The 15,410-nt window shown below is 65.3% G+C and carries 18 protein-coding genes; 10 read left to right on the plus strand and 8 right to left on the minus strand.

Features of this window, described 5'->3' with window-relative positions:
* The first annotated feature begins 13 nt into the window (after positions 1 to 13).
* From IPG14_RS13330 to IPG14_RS13345, 4 genes are all read left to right on the plus strand, one after another.
* A complete protein-coding gene (locus IPG14_RS13330) occupies positions 14 to 628 on the plus strand; it encodes an MBL fold metallo-hydrolase (protein ID WP_343386039.1) in 615 nt (204 codons plus the stop codon).
* Between the two features lie 32 nt (positions 629 to 660).
* Complete coding sequence (locus IPG14_RS13335) at positions 661 to 924, plus strand: acetyl-CoA carboxylase biotin carboxyl carrier protein subunit (RefSeq protein WP_343392135.1); 264 nt, start codon at positions 661 to 663, stop codon at positions 922 to 924.
* 118 nt (positions 925 to 1,042) lie between these two features.
* Positions 1,043 to 1,855 carry a class I SAM-dependent methyltransferase gene (locus tag IPG14_RS13340; protein ID WP_343392136.1) on the plus strand — a complete coding sequence of 271 codons (813 nt, stop codon included), beginning with the start codon at positions 1,043 to 1,045 and terminating at the stop codon, positions 1,853 to 1,855.
* Between the two features lie 57 nt (positions 1,856 to 1,912).
* Positions 1,913 to 3,367, plus strand: coding sequence for an SDR family oxidoreductase (locus IPG14_RS13345; RefSeq protein ID WP_343392137.1), 1,455 nt, complete (start codon positions 1,913 to 1,915; stop codon positions 3,365 to 3,367).
* 17 nt (positions 3,368 to 3,384) lie between these two features.
* Here IPG14_RS13345 and IPG14_RS13350 read toward each other — a convergent pair whose 3' ends face one another.
* Complete coding sequence (locus IPG14_RS13350; protein ID WP_343392138.1) at positions 3,385 to 3,852, minus strand: AAA family ATPase; 468 nt, start codon at positions 3,850 to 3,852, stop codon at positions 3,385 to 3,387.
* 125 nt (positions 3,853 to 3,977) lie between these two features.
* Positions 3,978 to 4,379 carry a class F sortase gene (locus IPG14_RS13355; protein ID WP_343392139.1) on the minus strand — a complete coding sequence of 134 codons (402 nt, stop codon included), beginning with the start codon at positions 4,377 to 4,379 and terminating at the stop codon, positions 3,978 to 3,980.
* A gap of 626 nt (positions 4,380 to 5,005) precedes the next feature.
* On the opposite strand from IPG14_RS13355, the gene IPG14_RS13360 reads away from it, so the two are divergent.
* From IPG14_RS13360 to IPG14_RS13380, 5 genes are all read left to right on the plus strand, one after another.
* Entirely contained in the window at positions 5,006 to 6,376 is a 1,371-nt protein-coding gene (locus IPG14_RS13360) for an inositol-3-phosphate synthase (RefSeq protein WP_343392277.1), read from the plus strand.
* 247 nt (positions 6,377 to 6,623) lie between these two features.
* A complete protein-coding gene (locus IPG14_RS13365; protein ID WP_343392140.1) occupies positions 6,624 to 6,956 on the plus strand; it encodes a metalloregulator ArsR/SmtB family transcription factor in 333 nt (110 codons plus the stop codon).
* Positions 6,957 to 7,017: 61 nt separating this feature from the next.
* Positions 7,018 to 9,099 carry an MMPL family transporter gene (locus IPG14_RS13370; protein WP_343392141.1) on the plus strand — a complete coding sequence of 694 codons (2,082 nt, stop codon included), beginning with the start codon at positions 7,018 to 7,020 and terminating at the stop codon, positions 9,097 to 9,099.
* Between the two features lie 71 nt (positions 9,100 to 9,170).
* Positions 9,171 to 9,431: a YgaP-like transmembrane domain gene (locus IPG14_RS13375; protein ID WP_343387472.1), complete on the plus strand. Its 261-nt coding sequence runs from the start codon at positions 9,171 to 9,173 to the stop codon at positions 9,429 to 9,431.
* Between the two features lie 85 nt (positions 9,432 to 9,516).
* Positions 9,517 to 9,915 (plus strand): DUF302 domain-containing protein, encoded by a 399-nt coding sequence (locus IPG14_RS13380; protein WP_343392142.1) that lies wholly within the window; start codon positions 9,517 to 9,519, stop codon positions 9,913 to 9,915.
* Here the strand turns inward: IPG14_RS13380 and IPG14_RS13385 are convergent.
* The 3 genes from IPG14_RS13385 to IPG14_RS13395 form a co-directional block, all read right to left on the minus strand.
* Entirely contained in the window at positions 9,912 to 10,454 is a 543-nt protein-coding gene (locus IPG14_RS13385; RefSeq protein WP_343387470.1) for a hypothetical protein, read from the minus strand. The two genes, IPG14_RS13380 and IPG14_RS13385, sit on opposite strands and share 4 nt — an antisense overlap.
* Positions 10,455 to 10,494: 40 nt before the next feature.
* A complete protein-coding gene (locus IPG14_RS13390) occupies positions 10,495 to 11,271 on the minus strand; it encodes a hypothetical protein (protein WP_343387469.1) in 777 nt (258 codons plus the stop codon).
* 422 nt (positions 11,272 to 11,693) lie between these two features.
* A complete protein-coding gene (locus IPG14_RS13395) occupies positions 11,694 to 12,479 on the minus strand; it encodes a phosphatase PAP2 family protein (RefSeq protein ID WP_343386051.1) in 786 nt (261 codons plus the stop codon).
* A gap of 270 nt (positions 12,480 to 12,749) precedes the next feature.
* On the opposite strand from IPG14_RS13395, the gene IPG14_RS13400 reads away from it, so the two are divergent.
* Positions 12,750 to 13,043: a hypothetical protein gene (locus IPG14_RS13400; protein ID WP_343392143.1), complete on the plus strand. Its 294-nt coding sequence runs from the start codon at positions 12,750 to 12,752 to the stop codon at positions 13,041 to 13,043.
* 66 nt (positions 13,044 to 13,109) lie between these two features.
* Here the strand turns inward: IPG14_RS13400 and IPG14_RS13405 are convergent, their stop codons facing one another.
* Genes IPG14_RS13405 through IPG14_RS13415 form a run of 3 tightly spaced genes read right to left on the minus strand, consistent with a single transcriptional unit; the run spans position 13,110 to position 15,324 of the window.
* Positions 13,110 to 13,361 (minus strand): hypothetical protein, encoded by a 252-nt coding sequence (locus tag IPG14_RS13405; protein WP_343392144.1) that lies wholly within the window; start codon positions 13,359 to 13,361, stop codon positions 13,110 to 13,112.
* 21 nt (positions 13,362 to 13,382) lie between these two features.
* The gene (locus IPG14_RS13410; protein WP_343392145.1) at positions 13,383 to 14,342 is read right to left on the minus strand and encodes a class I SAM-dependent methyltransferase; all 960 of its coding nucleotides are present in this window, start codon (positions 14,340 to 14,342) and stop codon (positions 13,383 to 13,385) included.
* A complete protein-coding gene (locus tag IPG14_RS13415; RefSeq protein ID WP_343392146.1) occupies positions 14,335 to 15,324 on the minus strand; it encodes an NAD(P)H-quinone oxidoreductase in 990 nt (329 codons plus the stop codon). The genes IPG14_RS13410 and IPG14_RS13415 overlap by 8 nt, the downstream gene beginning before the upstream one ends.
* Between the last annotated feature and the right edge of the window lie 86 nt (positions 15,325 to 15,410).

The raw sequence follows: 15,410 nt of genomic DNA on the forward strand, positions 1-15,410 counted from the left end.
GTACGATGTCCCTGTGCCAGTCGAGATAACGTACCTCGGTCGTAATTGCTTCCGGCTGAAAGGCCGCGACGGGATTGTGATCACCGATCCGTGCCCGCCAGAAAGCGGTTTCACCCTCGGCAAACAAACGGCTGAAGTGGTCACGATGAGCCGCCGGGTCGATCCCGGGTACTCGTGGAGTGAGGGAATCGGCGGCAATCCTGTCGTGCTCGATGCGCCGGGGGAGTACGAGATCGGTGGCATCCTCGTGACGGGCATCGCAACCAGGGCCATCGATGGCTCCCGCAACGTGGTCTTCATCAGCGAGATCGACGGCATCCGCGTCGGGCATCTCGGGCTCACGGCGACGGCCGCCATCGACGACCTGAAAGACGTCGATGTGCTCCTCCTCCCAGTTGGCGGTTCGAACGCCCTCGCCCCGAACCTGGCGGCGGACCTGATGACCAAGATCGAACCGCGAATCGCTATCCCGATGAATTACAAGGCGGGCGGCGAGACCCTGCCGCTGGAACCGCTCGAGAGCTTCCTCAAGGAAACCGGCAATCGCCCCGAGCCGCTGCCCAGGATCAGCGTCAGCCGTTCCGGCCTGCCGAGCGACCTGACCGTCATGATTCTCGAACCGAAATGATCGGGTCGCGGTGAACTGGCGAGGGCGGTAGAGTGCGCCGCACACCGAGCGGGACAATCAGACCCGGAGCACATCGTGGCCATTCAAGACCTCCCGGCGCCAATGACTGGCACAGTCAGGAACTCCTGGTCGGCGTAGGCGACCAGGTGAGCGTGGGTGACGAGTTGGTCATCATCGAATCGATGAAGATGGAGATCCCGGTTGAGAGCCCAGTGTCCGGCACTGTCGTGGAGTTCGTGGTGGAACCACCTGGCAAGGTCGAAGAAGGGGACTTGCTGCTTCGCCTGGAAGTGTGAGCGGACGCTCCGCCGCACCGGACCGTGGTGTGTTGCCGACGGCTTGGGGCAGGTTGACAGGGGATTCTAGAATCCGCATCTGGGCGGGAAAACTGGATTCACCGGGAGCCGCAAACCGATGGTCAATGAAGCAGAACGGAACCGCTGGAACGACGAAATAACCGTGGCCAACTGGCCCAAGCGCGAGCGCTTCACCGACATGGTGCTGCCTCGCGTACTCGCTGCGCTGCAACCCGCACCCGGAGAAGTCGTGCTGGACATCGGCGCGGGCGGTGGGAAGCTCAGCCTTGCCATCGGCCACCACGTGAGCCCGGGAGGCAAAGTCGTCGGCGCCGACATCTCCACAGGTATGGTGAAGCTGGCCACCGAGCGGAGCACAGAAGCGAAGGCGAAAAACGTACGCTTCCTCGTTTCGGACGTGCAGGTCGAAAGTGTCCCTGGTGGGCCGTTCGACGCGGCCAGCAGTCAGTTCGGCGTGATGTTCTTCGACGAGCCTGTGACCGCCTTCACCAATATCCGAAAGCAACTGAAGAAGGGTGGCCGTTTGGCGTTCGCCTGCTGGCAGAGCCCACAGAAGAACACCTGGTTCCCCGGACCTTCCCTCGCTGCGTTCGCGTCCACGCCACAAGCGCCAGCCCCCGGGAAGGCGCCGACCGGGCCGTTCGCGTTGGCCGATGCCCGCCGGACGCGCGGCATCCTCGAGCAGGCCGGCTTCGTCCACATCAAACGCGTGCCGAAGCGCCTCGCCCTCTGGGCGCCGACCGACGCGATCGCCGATCGATTCATGTTCGTGCTGATGGGGATTCCCCAGAGCAAAGAGGAGGAAGCAACAGCGGCCATGAACAGGCACTTCGACAAGTTCGAGCGGCGCGCGGACGGCTCCTGCAAGTTCGAGCTGAACTTCCAGTTGTTCACGGCGCGCAATCCGTAGCCGATTACCCTGGCGCGCTGACCGGCGGCACAGCGCCGGAACTGGCATCATATCGGCGTGAACATCCTGGTCCTCGGCGCGAGCGGCTACATCGGCAGCCATCTCGTCCCCCGGCTGGCGGCAGCGGGCCACGCCGTCCGCGCGGCGGCACGCCGGGCCGACGTGCTCGAAGCGCGTGGGTGGCAGGGCGTCGATTGCGTCTCAGCCGACGCCTTCGACCCGCCGACGCTGGATACGGCGCTCGCAGGGATCGACGTTGCGTACTACCTGGTCCATTCCATGGGCGGCGGTGGAGGTTTCGCCGAGCGGGACAAGCGAGCGGCGGAGAACTTCCGCGACGCGGCCGCGCGCGCCGGCGTCCGCCGCATCGTCTACCTGGGCGGCATTCGCCCGTCAGGGGAAGCCTCCATGCACCTCGCTTCGCGCCTGGAGACCGGCGACGTCCTCCGCGCCGGACCTGTGCCCGTCACGGAACTGCGGGCCGGCCTGATCGTCGGAGCCGGTTCAGTGGGCTTCGAAGTGATCCGCGACCTGGTGAACCACCTCCCGGTGATGGTCACGCCGCGCTGGGTCCAGAGCCGCACCCAGGCGATCGCCCTTGACGACCTGCTGGCCTACCTCCAGGGCGTACTGGATCAGCCGGAGACGGCCGGCGGCACTTACGACGTTTGCGGCCCGGACAACCTGGTCTACCGCGACCTCCTTGCCATCTACGCGAAGGTGGCGGGCCGCCCGTTTCGCCCTCTCAGGGTGCCCTTCCTGACTCCGCGCCTGTCCTCCCTCTGGTTGGGGCTCGTCACCAGCGTGCCAATCTCCGTTGCGAGACCTTTGGTCGATGGCCTCAAGACAGACCTCGTGGGAGATGACAACGCGATCCGCAAGTCCCTCCCGATCCCGCTCCACACCTACGAAGAGGCGATCCGCGCGGCTCTCGCTCGGGAGCGGGCCGAGCCGATCCCGGCGCGCTGGGCCGAAGGCGCCCTCGCGTTTCGCGGCTACAACCCGGACGTTTCCTTCTATTCGAAGGGAGAGAGTGCCGAGTTCGACACGGCGGCACCGGCCGCGGCAGTCTGGGATGTCGTGCGCGGCATCGGCGGGAAGAACGGCTACTACTACGCCGACACGCTCTGGTGGATCCGCGGCGCGTTCGACCGCCTCATCGGTGGGGTCGGCCTCCGGCGCGGGCGGCGCGACCCCAGGGACGTGCGCATCGGCGACGCTATCGATTTCTGGCGCGTCGTCGGCCTGGAGCTGGGGAGCCGGCTCACCCTGCTGGCGGAGATGAAGCTCCCCGGGGCGGCAGTCCTCGAATTCACCGTCATACCGCAAGAGAGCGGCGGTTCAACCCTGAAGATGGAAGCGCGGTTCCATCCCAGCGGCGTGTGGGGGCTGCTCTACTGGTATTCGCTTGTGCCGGCCCACAACTTCATCTTCCGGCGCATGCCAAGGAACATCGTGCGCGCGGCCGAACGAAACTTCCGGCGCGCGAATAGGACGCGAGCGTCCGCCTGAGCGCGGGCTGCCGGCACTCAACCAGCCAGGGCGGCGATTGCCGAGACGACGCACTCCAGCGGCGCGGCGGCGTCCAGTTCGAGCGTGGCAGTGCGGCGGAGAAGCGGCTCCACGTGAGTGATGTCATCGAGGATGCGGACTCGCTCGGCAGGGTCCTTGCCGAAGCCGTTCGTGGTGCGCGAGAGGAGCCGTTCGAGGATCACGGCGACTGGCGCGCTGAGCAGTACCACATGGTCGAAGCACGCGGCGAACTTCCCCTGGTTGGAAGCGCAGCCGCTGACGAAGAGGTCCCCTCGCGACGTTGAATCGAGCAAGAAGGCGATTCGGTCTTCCCGCCAGACCCACTCTGCTGCGCCGTCGACGTCCCGGTACTCAGACCAGTCCGGCGAATCGAGGTCGACAGCGTTGTACCCGCGGGCAGCGAGCTCACGGACGACTGTTGACTTGCCCGTCGCAGACATTCCGGTGATGAAGACCCGCGTCACGAGGGTAGTTTCCGGGGCGCCAACGCGGTAGGCGCTACTCAGTGCGCTTCGCGATAACCACGTCGCGTTCGAGGTAATGCCCCAGCCCGTTGGATTGAGTCACCTCGAACCGGCCCCGCACGTTATCAAAGTGATCCACTCTTCCCCTGGGGCGGTTGGGGCGCACCGATGAGTTCTCCCATCGGGATCGAATCAACTGGATAGCGCTGATAGAAGATCACTTCGTACGTGTAGGTCGGTCCGCCACTCATTGCGATGGTGATTCGGTCACCTGGTGCGAACTGGTCGAGTTTGCTAAATGGTCCCGCATGAAAATCGAAGTTCTTGTGCGCGGCGAATACCGCGTTCTGGCCGTAACCGGGCTTCGGGTAGATGTAATACCAACCGACACTCCCGATGGCGTCTTTCGGAGTGTCGAGTTGGTTGTTGGTTATCCCAATTTCCTCCACCGGGTGGTCGAGTCCGATGGAGCCCGCCCGAATCCGGCCGACAGCGCCGCCGAAAGCCGCTGTGGTAGGAGGGCACAAGTGGCGATGGCTGCGAACCCACCGGCGTGACCGTCGCCAACGCAGCGGGGCTTTGCCGTAAGTCGAATCCCGACGCGACAATCCCTTCTGCTCCGTCGCCGTGGGAACGGAAGGCCACGCCGAGCGTGAGCAACGCGAGGCCCGAAACAAATGAGAAGGCAGCCACGTAAGAGAGTGTTTGCATTTCCGGCTAGCCGACCTCGGCAGCAACAAACGACTCCTCGCATGGTGAGCCGACTTCATAACCCAGGCAACAACTCAAATGGCAGGATGCCCAGAAACCCGAGAGCCATGCGTCGTGGTGGAGGATGCCTAATGGGACCAGCACAGCTCTCACCGGGCGGGCACTCATAACCATCTCAACGCCATCGGTATTGTTTTCGCAGATTATGCACTTTATTGAGTGCGTGAATACACTTTTTACGTTTTCCGAGGCGTCTTGCTCCCCAAACGAAAAAACCGTTAAGGTGGCAGCTGTGGACGGGGATCTTCGTAACGCTGCCGAACGGATCATCCGCCGCTTCGGCGGCCAGAGCGCGCTTGCCGCGCTTCTCGGCAGGCGCCAGAGCACCGTCCAACACTGGGCAACTACCGGCCGCATCCCATCGCAGTGGCATGGGGCGCTGATGTCGCTGGCCCGCCAACGAGGTGTCATTTTGGAACCCAAAGATTTCGTCGCTACCGAACCCCGCCCGGTTAAGCCCGCCGCCGGCAAACTCGGTGTCCTCCTCGTCGGCCTCGGCGCCGTCGCTACCACGTTCATCGCCGGCGTCGAGAACACGCGCCGCGGCCTCGGCAAGCCCATCGGCTCCGTCACCCAGATGGGCACCATCCGGCTCGGCAAACGCACGGAGAACCGCTCTCCCCTGATCAAGGACTTCGTGCCTCTGGCGAACCTCGAAGACCTCGTCTTCGGCGCCTGGGACCCAATCGCCGATAACGCTTACGAGTCGGCGCTGAACGCCGGCGTGCTCGACAAGCACGAGCACCTCATCCCCATCAAGGACTTCCTCGAGACGATCAAGCCGATGCCGGCCGTCTTCGACCAGTACTACGTGAAGCGCCTCAACGGCACGAACGTGAAGACCGGCAAGACGAAGTTCGAACTGGCCGAGATGATCCGCAAGGACATCCGGGACTTCAAGGCCAGGAACAACTGCGATCGCCTCGTGATGGTCTGGGCCGCATCCACAGAGATCTTCCTCGAAGAATCCGCGGCCCACATGAACCTCGAAGCGTTCGAGGCTGCAATGGAAGGCAACGACCGCACGATCGCGCCGTCGATGCTCTACGGCTACGCGGCCCTCATGGAAGGCGTCCCCTTCGCCAACGGCGCCCCCAACCTCACGGTGGACATCCCCGCGCTGGTGAAGCTCGCCAACGACCGGGGTGTGCCGATCGGCGGCAAGGACTTCAAGACGGGCCAGACGCTCCTGAAGACCGTCATCTCACCGATGCTGAAGGCCCGCATGCTCGGCGTCGCCGGCTGGTACTCCACGAACATCCTGGGCAACCGCGACGGCGAAGTCCTCGATGACCCGGAGAGCTTCAAGACCAAGGAAGAATCGAAGCTCGGCGTGCTGGAGCACATCCTCCAGCCTGAGCTGTACCCCGACCTCTACGGCGAGATCTACCACAAGGTCCGCATCAACTACTACCCGCCCCGCGGCGACAACAAAGAGGGCTGGGACAACATCGACATCTTCGGGTGGCTCGGCTACCCGATGCAGATCAAGGTCGACTTCCTCTGCCGCGACTCGATCCTGGCGGCGCCGCTCGTCCTGGATCTCGCGCTGTTCTTCGACCTGGCCAGTCGCGCCGGGATGAAGGGCATCCAGGAGTGGCTCTCGTTCTACTTCAAAAGCCCACAGGCGGCCCCCGGGCTCAACCCCGAGCACGACCTCTTCATCCAGCAGACGAAGCTGAAGAACACGCTTCGCTACATGATGGGCGAAGAGCAGATCACGCACCTCGGGATCGAGTACTACGAGGAATAGACGCTTGGAGGATGGCCCACAGTGAACCGTGGGCCATCCTCTCCATGCCGGGGTGATCGCATGCACGCCGAACTGAGCGGGAAGGCGGCGAGCGCCGGGCGAGACAGGCGAGGCCCTGCTCGATCGCCGATGGCCCGCGCGCTCCCCGGCAACCCGCTTCTCTTGTCAACTCTTGGCTGCCACGCCAGCGAGATCTGTCACCAATGCTGCTTGACATTAATAACTTGATAGTTATACAGTCACGCTTATGGCCGAGCTCGTCCCTCCTCAGCTCCTCGAACACGTCGCCGAACGCTTCCGTGTCCTCGGCGACGCCACCCGCCTGGGTATCCTCCGGGCCCTCCTCGAAAATGGCGACCTGAACGTCGGCGAGATCGTCGCCCGACTCGAAACGACGCAGGCGAACGTCAGCAAGCACCTCGGTGTCCTCCTCCGCGCCGGCATCGTCAGCCGCCGAGCGGTGGGCACAACTGCCTACTACGCCATCGCGGACCCCTCGCTGGGGCGGCTCTGCGACATCGTCTGTGACCGTTTGCGCGAGCAAAACGCCGAGGAGGCGCGCATCTTCGCCGCCACCTAACCGCCTGGTCACCGCTTCCGCATCGCCATAACACAACTACATGACCATGGAGTCACAGGAAATGCACAACCCACCACTCGCCTCGCTCGGCTCCTGGGCCCACGCAAACCGCCTGGCAGTCATCGCCACCTGGGCCGTCTTCGCGATTGGTCTTGGCTTCTTCGCGCCGAAGCTGGAGCACGCACTCTCCGGCGCCATGTGGGAAGTCAACGGAAGCGACTCGCTCGCTGCCCGGGAAGTCATCGACCGCGAGTTCGGCGGGCTCTCCTCACAATCAGCGGCGGTCGTCGTCTGGAGCGATTCGCTCCCGGCGGATGACCCCGCCTTCCAGCAACGCATCTCCGAGGCAACGGCGGCAATCGCCGAGGAGCCGGCCTTCGGTCCCGTCGTGGCCCAGCCCGGCCCGGATGGTAAGACGGTGATGCTCCAGGCCGGAGCGCTCGTCGATCCAACTGAGGCCGTCCGCGCCGCCGAGCGGCTCAACGAGTCGATCGGTGAACTGGGAGATGACCGGATCAGTGTCGTACTCACCGGCTCGCCGGCCTTCTGGGGCGACTTCAACGCCGTCAACAAGGACGGCATGATGAAGGCCGAACTGCTCACCTGGCCGGTGACGGCTGTGATCCTGGTCATCGCCTTCGGGACGCTGGCCGCCGCCGGACTTCCGTTGCTACTCGCCGGTGCGGGGCTCGTCTCCGCGATGGGCGTGCTCTATGGCATCACCCAGTTCACCGACCTCAGCATCTGGACCTTGAACTTCGCGATGATGTTCTCAATCGCGCTCGGCATCGACTACGCGCTCTTCATCGTCACGCGCTACCGGGGAGCTCTCCACGCAACTCCCAACGACCCCGGCGGAGCAGCGGGCGTGGCCATGGACACCGCAGGCAAGGCGGTGCTCTTCAGCGGGCTGACCGTCCTCATCAGTCTTTCGGCGGTCCTCCTGGTGCCCATCCCGGCGTTCCGCTCGATGGCCGCGGGGATGATGCTGGCGGTCGCTTTCGTCCTGTTAGCCGCGATGACCCTCCTGCCAGCCCTCCTCGGCAGCTGGATCAACCGGCTCGCACTCCCCTGGCATAGCGCTGGGGAACACCGCAGCCCCGCATGGGAACGGTTCGCCTCACGCATCCAACCGCGGGCGCTTCTCTACGCGATCGGCGTCACAGCCGGCCTCCTGGTCCTCTCGGCGCCGCTCCTGAACCTCGAGACGGGCATGCCGGGCATCAACGTACTGCCGGAATCCAAGCAGGCTCGCCAGGGGTACGAACAGCTTGCAACGAGCTTCGGGCCTGGCGGCCCGGGCCCGATTCAAGTCGTCGTCCCCGCCGCTGCCGATGCGAACGCCATCGCCGCCATCATTTCCGGGACGCCTGGCATCGCCATGGCATTCCCGCCGCAGCTGGGCGCCGAGGGATCGAGTCTCATCCAGGCGATCGCCACCACTGATCCATCGAGCAAAGAGTCCATTGCCCTCATCGGCACGCTCCGGGATGCACTCCCCTCCAGCGTCCTGGTTGGCGGCCCCGTGGCCGAGAACCACGACCTGGACCAAACCCTCCGGACAAGGGCGCCGCTGGTGATCGGCGTCGTCCTCCTCCTCGGTTTCCTGCTCCTGCTCTTCGCGCTCCAGGCCGTCTTCATCGCGGCCGCAGGGGTGGTCTTCAACCTCCTCTCAGTGGGCGCCGCCTTCGGCGTGGGTGCACTCGCGTTCCAGCATGGCTGGCTCGCCGGGCCGATGAACTTCGAAAGCCAGGGGTACCTCACCTCGTGGGCGCCGCTCTTCTTCTTCACCCTCGTGTTCGCCATCTCGATGGACTACACGGTCTTCCTGCTCGCCTCCGCTCGTGAACACTACGAACACTCCCACGACGGCGCCGAAGCCGTCCGCGGTTCCATCGCCCACACCGGCCGGCCAATCGTGGCCGCGGCAGCCGTGATGATCGCGGTGTTCTACACCTTCGCCATCGCCGGGCCGCTCCCAATGAAGGAGATGGGCATCATCCTCGGAACCGCTGTCCTCATCGATGCCTTCCTGGTCCGCCTGGTGCTCGTCCCGGCCGTGCTCTACCTGGCCGGCGACAAAGCCTGGTGGCTACCCCGCTGGGCCGACCGAATGCTCCCGGACGTGCGTTTCGCGCACTAAGCCGGCAACCCCACGACCAAGCCGCTCCCTCCGGGGAGAGGCGCCACGACAACCGCAAAGGAAGCAACCCAGTGACTGAAACAACGACTCTTGAAGGCAACGCATTCTCCCGGTTCATGGCCTCGGGATGGGGCCGCCTGATCCGCGCCGGGATGGGCGTAACCATCATCCTCTGCGGGCTCTTCGCTATCGGCGGCGGCATCGGTCTGGCCGTAGCGGCCTTCGGGCTCCTGCCGATCGCTTCGGGCGTCTTCAACCTCTGCCCCATCGCCCCCGCCTGGGGTGGCCACTTCTTCGGCGCACGGTATTGCCCGTCGCGCCGGGCGAAGTAGGTCCGCCCGGCCCACTCCTCGCGTCCGGCCGGGCACTCCTGCCCCGGCCCGGGCGGCCTACCATGTTCCCAAGGGAGTCATTTTGATGGAACCAGTGCTCTGTTACCGACTCAACTCTCCGCTCACTGAGGCCGAAGCAACGGTTCGCGCGGCTCTCCAGAAGGAAGGTTTCGGCATCCTCACCGAAGTCGATGTGACTGCCGTGCTCCGCGCCAAACTGGGGGTCGAGACGAAGCCGTACAAGATCCTCGGGGCGTGCAATCCCGCGATCGCGCACCGGGCGATGGAGGCAGACCCGAGGGTTGGGGCCTTCCTGCCCTGCGGCCTCGCGCTCTACGAGGACGCCGAGGGCCACACGACGGTTTGCCTCCAGAACCCGGACCTCATTTCCGCTACGTTCCACACGCACGGGCTCGAAGAAGCGGGAAACGAAGCCCGCGAACGCCTGGACTCGGCCCTCCGCAGCGTCGCGAAGCCGGTTTAGTCTGGGGGGCTCGCCTGCCGCTCCCGTTTCGCCAGCCACTCGCCCCAAAGGGCGTCCCGTTTTCGGGCGCCCTTTTTGTATCCCCACTGGGCGAACAGGAACGGCCCGAAGAACTGGGCGAGAAAATAGCCGCCGAGCAAGAGTTCCGCGAACGCAAGCGCCGGGTGGCCCAGGAACCCCGGACCCCACATCACCATCAGGATGAAGACCGCCGAAGCAACGATGAGGCCGGTGAACGCGCCAGTGTGGACCCAACGCGCTTCAGTGGAGGCCTTCGCCTTGTACGCGTGGAGCACTTCCTGCGGGATCGCGTTGACCGTGGGGCACTTTGCCGTCTTGGTCGCACAGAACGGGCATGCTTCGTCTTCGTTCCGGAGGCGGGCGTAGCAGAAGCCGCAGAACCGTCCGGCCGCCGGAACCCGGTGGGCGAGCCGTTCCTCCATCTTCTCCTGGAGTCGATCGAGGTACGGATACGGAGTCTCGTAACCGGCGATGCCCTTAAGTTCCGGGGGCGAGCTGGCGCCGGTGGTTTCGGACATCGCCTGCCAGTGTATCGCGTGGGTCCGAACGGGCGCGGCCTCAAGAATCGGAAACGTACCGCTCCGCGAAGTCGGCCTCGTTCAGGCGCGCCCCGTGGCGGCGCTCGCTCACCTGCAACTCCATTAACGTGAGCTGAGCGAGGCCCTTGCGCGTGTCGCTGGCGACCCTCGCCTTGTCCTGGCGCTTCAATCGGTACTTGAACAGCCAGTAGGTGAACGCCTTCCAGTCGGCGAACGAGACATCGTGGTGGAGCAACTTGCCAGTGTCTTCGTAGTGGGCGGCAAAGAGATCATCACGGTTGAGCCCATAGACCCGCTGGAACATTGTCTCGTCGACCCGAAGGTCGGCGCCCCAGGCGCGGGAGCGGCCTTCTTTGTGGATCTCCTCTTCGACCGAAAGCTGCAGAGCTTCCTCGACGAGGACACCGTAAAGGAAGTTCAAATGCGCGCTGTGCTTCACTTTGCCCAGGCGCGCCGCGAACTCGTGATCATCGATGTCGAGGGGCCAGCGGTTCTCCCAGAGCAGGGCGTCGCGCTCACCCTGTGGTACGAGGTCCGGGACCTCGTCGATCAGCCGTTCGGCAAGGAGCAGCCAGTCGAAAGCCTCGCCGCGTATGAGATAGGTGAACGTGCGGGAGCCGATCTGTTCATCTGGCGTGCGCCACCGGGCAACGGCGTCGAGCAATGCCTCGAACCAGTGATCGCCGTCGAGGATCGCCTGGCGCATCCGGAAGACGACTTCGTCTGGCGCCGGGAGCATCGGCTCGGCGTCGATTTCGGCTTCGAACAGCGGCGGTGGTTCGGTTTGAGCACCCACGTGATTGCCCATGGTAGCAAACTCGGCCGGAGCCTCCAGAGGGCAACGACCGGCAGTCCAAGACGATTATCGTCAAGCTTTCGAGATACGTTTACACAGCCGTTACACCCTCTCAGGGGTTCCCCTGATAGGCACTCGCCGGCGCAGGCTCGACGATCGATTTGCGCCTCGAAAGCCCTATTCGTGGAGGAAGCTCGGATGCGTGTCGTATGTGCGTGGTGTGGTGATGTGACAGTGGATGGGACCGGCCCGGTTTCGCACGGGATCTGTCCCGGATGCTCCTTCACGGTCGAGCGCGCCTACCATCACTCGCTCCTCAACAAGAAGCAGCGTGCCCACCGAATGGCGCGCCCGCGCAGGGCTTCCACTCTGCCGTTCCCGGGCTTTCTCGCTCCCGGGGCATCCCGGTAGCCCAAACTTGTCTACGGTTCCCGGCGGGCGCGGAACAACGGGCCGCAAGGCAGGTCGCGCAGGTGGACATCGCCCAGTGCCCTGACGAACATCCACGACAGGACGACGACCACCCCGCCCATAACCATATCGAAGAAGTAGTGGTTGCCGGTCACGGTGACGGCCCACCACATCACCACGGACATCGTCGCCGCTGCTCCGCGCGTCCAGGGGCTGGACGCGTTCGTCCAGACGGCCATAGACGACAGCAAGATCCACCCGAAGTGAAAGCTCGGGAGCGCGGCATAGTCGTTCACGAACGGGCCCGGCTGGAAGTAATTCACGTCGCTCGTCGCTCCGTGGACGGTATCGATGAAGCCGAAATCGTAACCGTAGCTCTCCATGAGCCTCGGTGGCGCCGCCGGCCAAACCCAGTAGGTGACGATCCCGACCATGGCCGAGACCAGCAGCACATTGCGGACGAAGCGGAACCGGATAGGGTCCTTGAGCACGAGCCAGACAGCAATGACAAACATCACCGGATAGTGCCCCCAGGCGTAGACCAGGTTGGCGACGTCCATGGCCAGGGGGAATCGCATGAAAGCCGCCTGCCAGCGGACCTCCTGGAAGACGCCAAGCTGCTCTTCGAAACGGATCAGCGTGAGACTGCGCCCGACCGAACTTTCTACATCGTCCGGGCGGATACCGCGGAGGAAGAAGTACACGACCATGATCGCCGTCGTCAGCCCGACTTCGACCGCAGCGACCCGGAGCCTCGGTGCGGTCCCACGGGAATCTGCCTGCCGCCTGCGTGCCACTAACGCCACGTTCGTTCGCTTTCATGCCCGAGCGCTCGCCGGGCAGGTGGATGACGCTTCGCCATCACCCTAGCAACGAGGCGATCCGTCGGCAAGATCCAATTTCGCCGCTGGAGCGGCCCGACTCGGTGCCTGGACCGCCGTGCGCTGACCGCCCCTCGCCGCGGCGCCGGCATCGAGCCGATTGTATGAACGATGTAGGAAACCCGCGGTCTCGCGCACGTTGCCTGCAAATGCGCAATACTGGCAAGGAGTGAGGTTTCATCAAGCATGAACGGCACAGAAGACCGCGAAGAGCCGATCCAGGTTTCGCTGCCCAGGCGCGAAGGCGATCCGGTGTCGATGCCTCGCTGCAAGCGCTGCAACCTCCTCTACACGGTGAACAAGTCCACAAGCGCCCTGAAGTTGACCTACTGCAGCTTCCTCTGCGAACTCGGTGACCTCGGCTTCAGCATGCAGGGACTCGAGCAGATGGAGCGAGCCGCGAAGGCTGCACCCGTGACTGAAGGCGAGCCTGCTCCCGACCAGGAACCGGAGCTCACCGGCACAGCAGCGATCATCTAGTCCCGCAGTCCGCGAACTCAGTTACAGCCCGGCACCCGCCGGGCTGTTTTTGCGTTCGGATCGGCGCTAGTCGAAATCGAAGTCCTGGGCTTCTTCGATGGCGATGTCGCCGGCATCATCGACCGCGGCGCTGTGAAGTCCGAGCGTGCCGCCATCGAGGAGCAGGCGGTCGGCTGGGAGGAGCGTACTGGCACCCTCGTCATCGAATTCGAAGAACGCCCCCGGATGGGGGCAGGCGGGGCACCCGTGGGCGCAATCCCGGCTGAGGTCCGGCGCGGCGAGTTCGCTGGGGGAAGACCGGGAAAAGAAGCGGCGCATTCGAGGCTCCTGGCGGCAGGTTCAGCGCTTTCGAAGGAGACGGCCGTGCACCCGGTAGAGGTGATGCAGGCGCGGCGTGTCTCGCAAGCGCCACTCAAGATCATCGATCCGCCGGAGCGTTTCAAGCCCCTCCCGGGCGAACACCCGGTCCCAGCCGGCTCCGGTCGTCGCCAGCCAACGCTTCGGCGGGGTCGTCCCACCGTTCCAGGAGTCGGGCGAGGCGAACAGGACCTGGCCGCCGGGCTTGAGCAGCGCGACGGCCTGGCGAAGCGCAACGGCCGGGAATGGCACCGCGTCGAGGACGTTCACGAGGGTCACGAGGTCGAAGCTGCCGGGCCCGAACGGGGGATCGAGGACGTTGGCCGCGGCAAAGGCGAGGCGCGACGCCGGCAGGCCCGGCCGAACGCGCATGGGCGAGGCAGCGAACCTGCCAGCGTCGATGCGCACGGGGGCCTCGAACTCCACTCCCTCGGCGGCACGCTCCGCCCAGCGGAGCAGGTGGGCATCGAGGTCGATGCCTGCAACGGTCGCCGGCGCGCGCCGCGCTATCTCGAAGGCGAGATTCCCGGCGCCGCAACCGAGGTCGGCGACAGCGGCGGCTGGCCCCAAGTCCGGGAGAAGGGCTTCGCAGAGTTCGCCGTAGAACGGTTCTTCGCCATCCGCGCTCAGCGCACGCAGGAAGATGGCGGCGCGGGCGAGCGGCCCGAAGGCCGGGGACGCGGGCGCGACGGCAGCGAGCATCGGCTGCAAGCCTCCCGGCGGCGGGAGCGGCCCGGGCGCATCGGACTCCGCAAGGCGTTCGCGAACGCTCTGCGCGACGACGGCGGGGATGCCGGGTGTCAGCCACGCGTGCCGGGCGCCGCAGGCCGGGTTCGCGCAAAGGAGGTCTGGCCCCAGCCGCCACGACTGACCCTCGCGCCGGCAGCAGGGGCAGACCAGCGGCGGCCCCGGCCAACCCGTGGGCGACCCTGGATCACTCACCGACGCGGAGGACGACTTTGCCGAAGTTCTGGTTTGCCGCCATGTACTCCTGGGCTGCTGCCGCATCGGCAAGCGGGTAGACCCGGTCGACGACGACCTTGATCCGGCCGCTGGCAATGTGGGGCAGGACACTCTTCTCGAACGCGCGCGTCGCCATACCCTTCTCCTCGATCGGCCGGGCCCGGAGAGTGGTGCCCCTCACCGATGCACGCTTCTGGAGCAGAACGCCGATGTTCGCGTTGGTGGAGTTCCCCCCCATGAGACCGACCAGGATCATCCGGCCCTTCTGCGCGAGCGCTTTCATGTTCCGGTCCCAGTAGTCGGCGCCTATCACGTCGAGGATGACGTCGACACCGCGTCCTCCGGTCGCCTTGAGGACCTCTTCGGCGAAGTCCTGCTCGCGGTAGTTGACGCCAGCATCGAGGCCGAGCGCGGCGGCCCGGACGAGCTTGTCGGCGCTCCCGGCCGTCCCGATGACCAGGGAGGCGCCCAGGACCTTCGCGATCTGGACCGCGGCCACCCCGACGCCCGAACCGGCGGCATGGATGAGCACGCGTTCTCCCGCCACCAGCCCGCACTGCAGCAGCGCATCGTGGGCGGTGATGTAGACCTCCGGGGTGGCGCCCGCCTCCTCCCAGGAAAGGTTTGTGGGCGCCTTCATAGCGAGCCGGTAGTGGGTGACCACCTGCTCGGCGTAGCCGCCGCCCGCCAGCAAGCCCATCACCCGGTCACCAGGCACGAAGCCTTCGACTCGCGCGCCGATCGCCAGGACTTCCCCGGCATACTCCATGCCGGGGATATCGTGGGCAGGTTTCGGCCCGGGCTGCGGATACCCGCCCATGCGCTGCAGGATGTCCGCGCGGTTCAGCGCCGTCGCCCGGACGCGGACGAGCAGGTCGTCCGGGCCTGGGACCGGATCGGGCACGTCCTGGAGCTGCAGGACCTCGGGGCCACCGGGCCGGGTTATCACTACTGCTTTCATTCGTCGTGGTCCTTCGCCTCTCGTGTGTGAGCCAGATCATGCCCCAACGACCCTCGATTGTGACACCCTGTCGCGGGCCGAAACGC

Source organism: Candidatus Amarobacter glycogenicus, from assembly GCF_016704105.1.
In the GTDB taxonomy this organism is placed as follows: domain Bacteria; phylum Chloroflexota; class Dehalococcoidia; order Tepidiformales; family Tepidiformaceae; genus Amarobacter; species Amarobacter glycogenicus.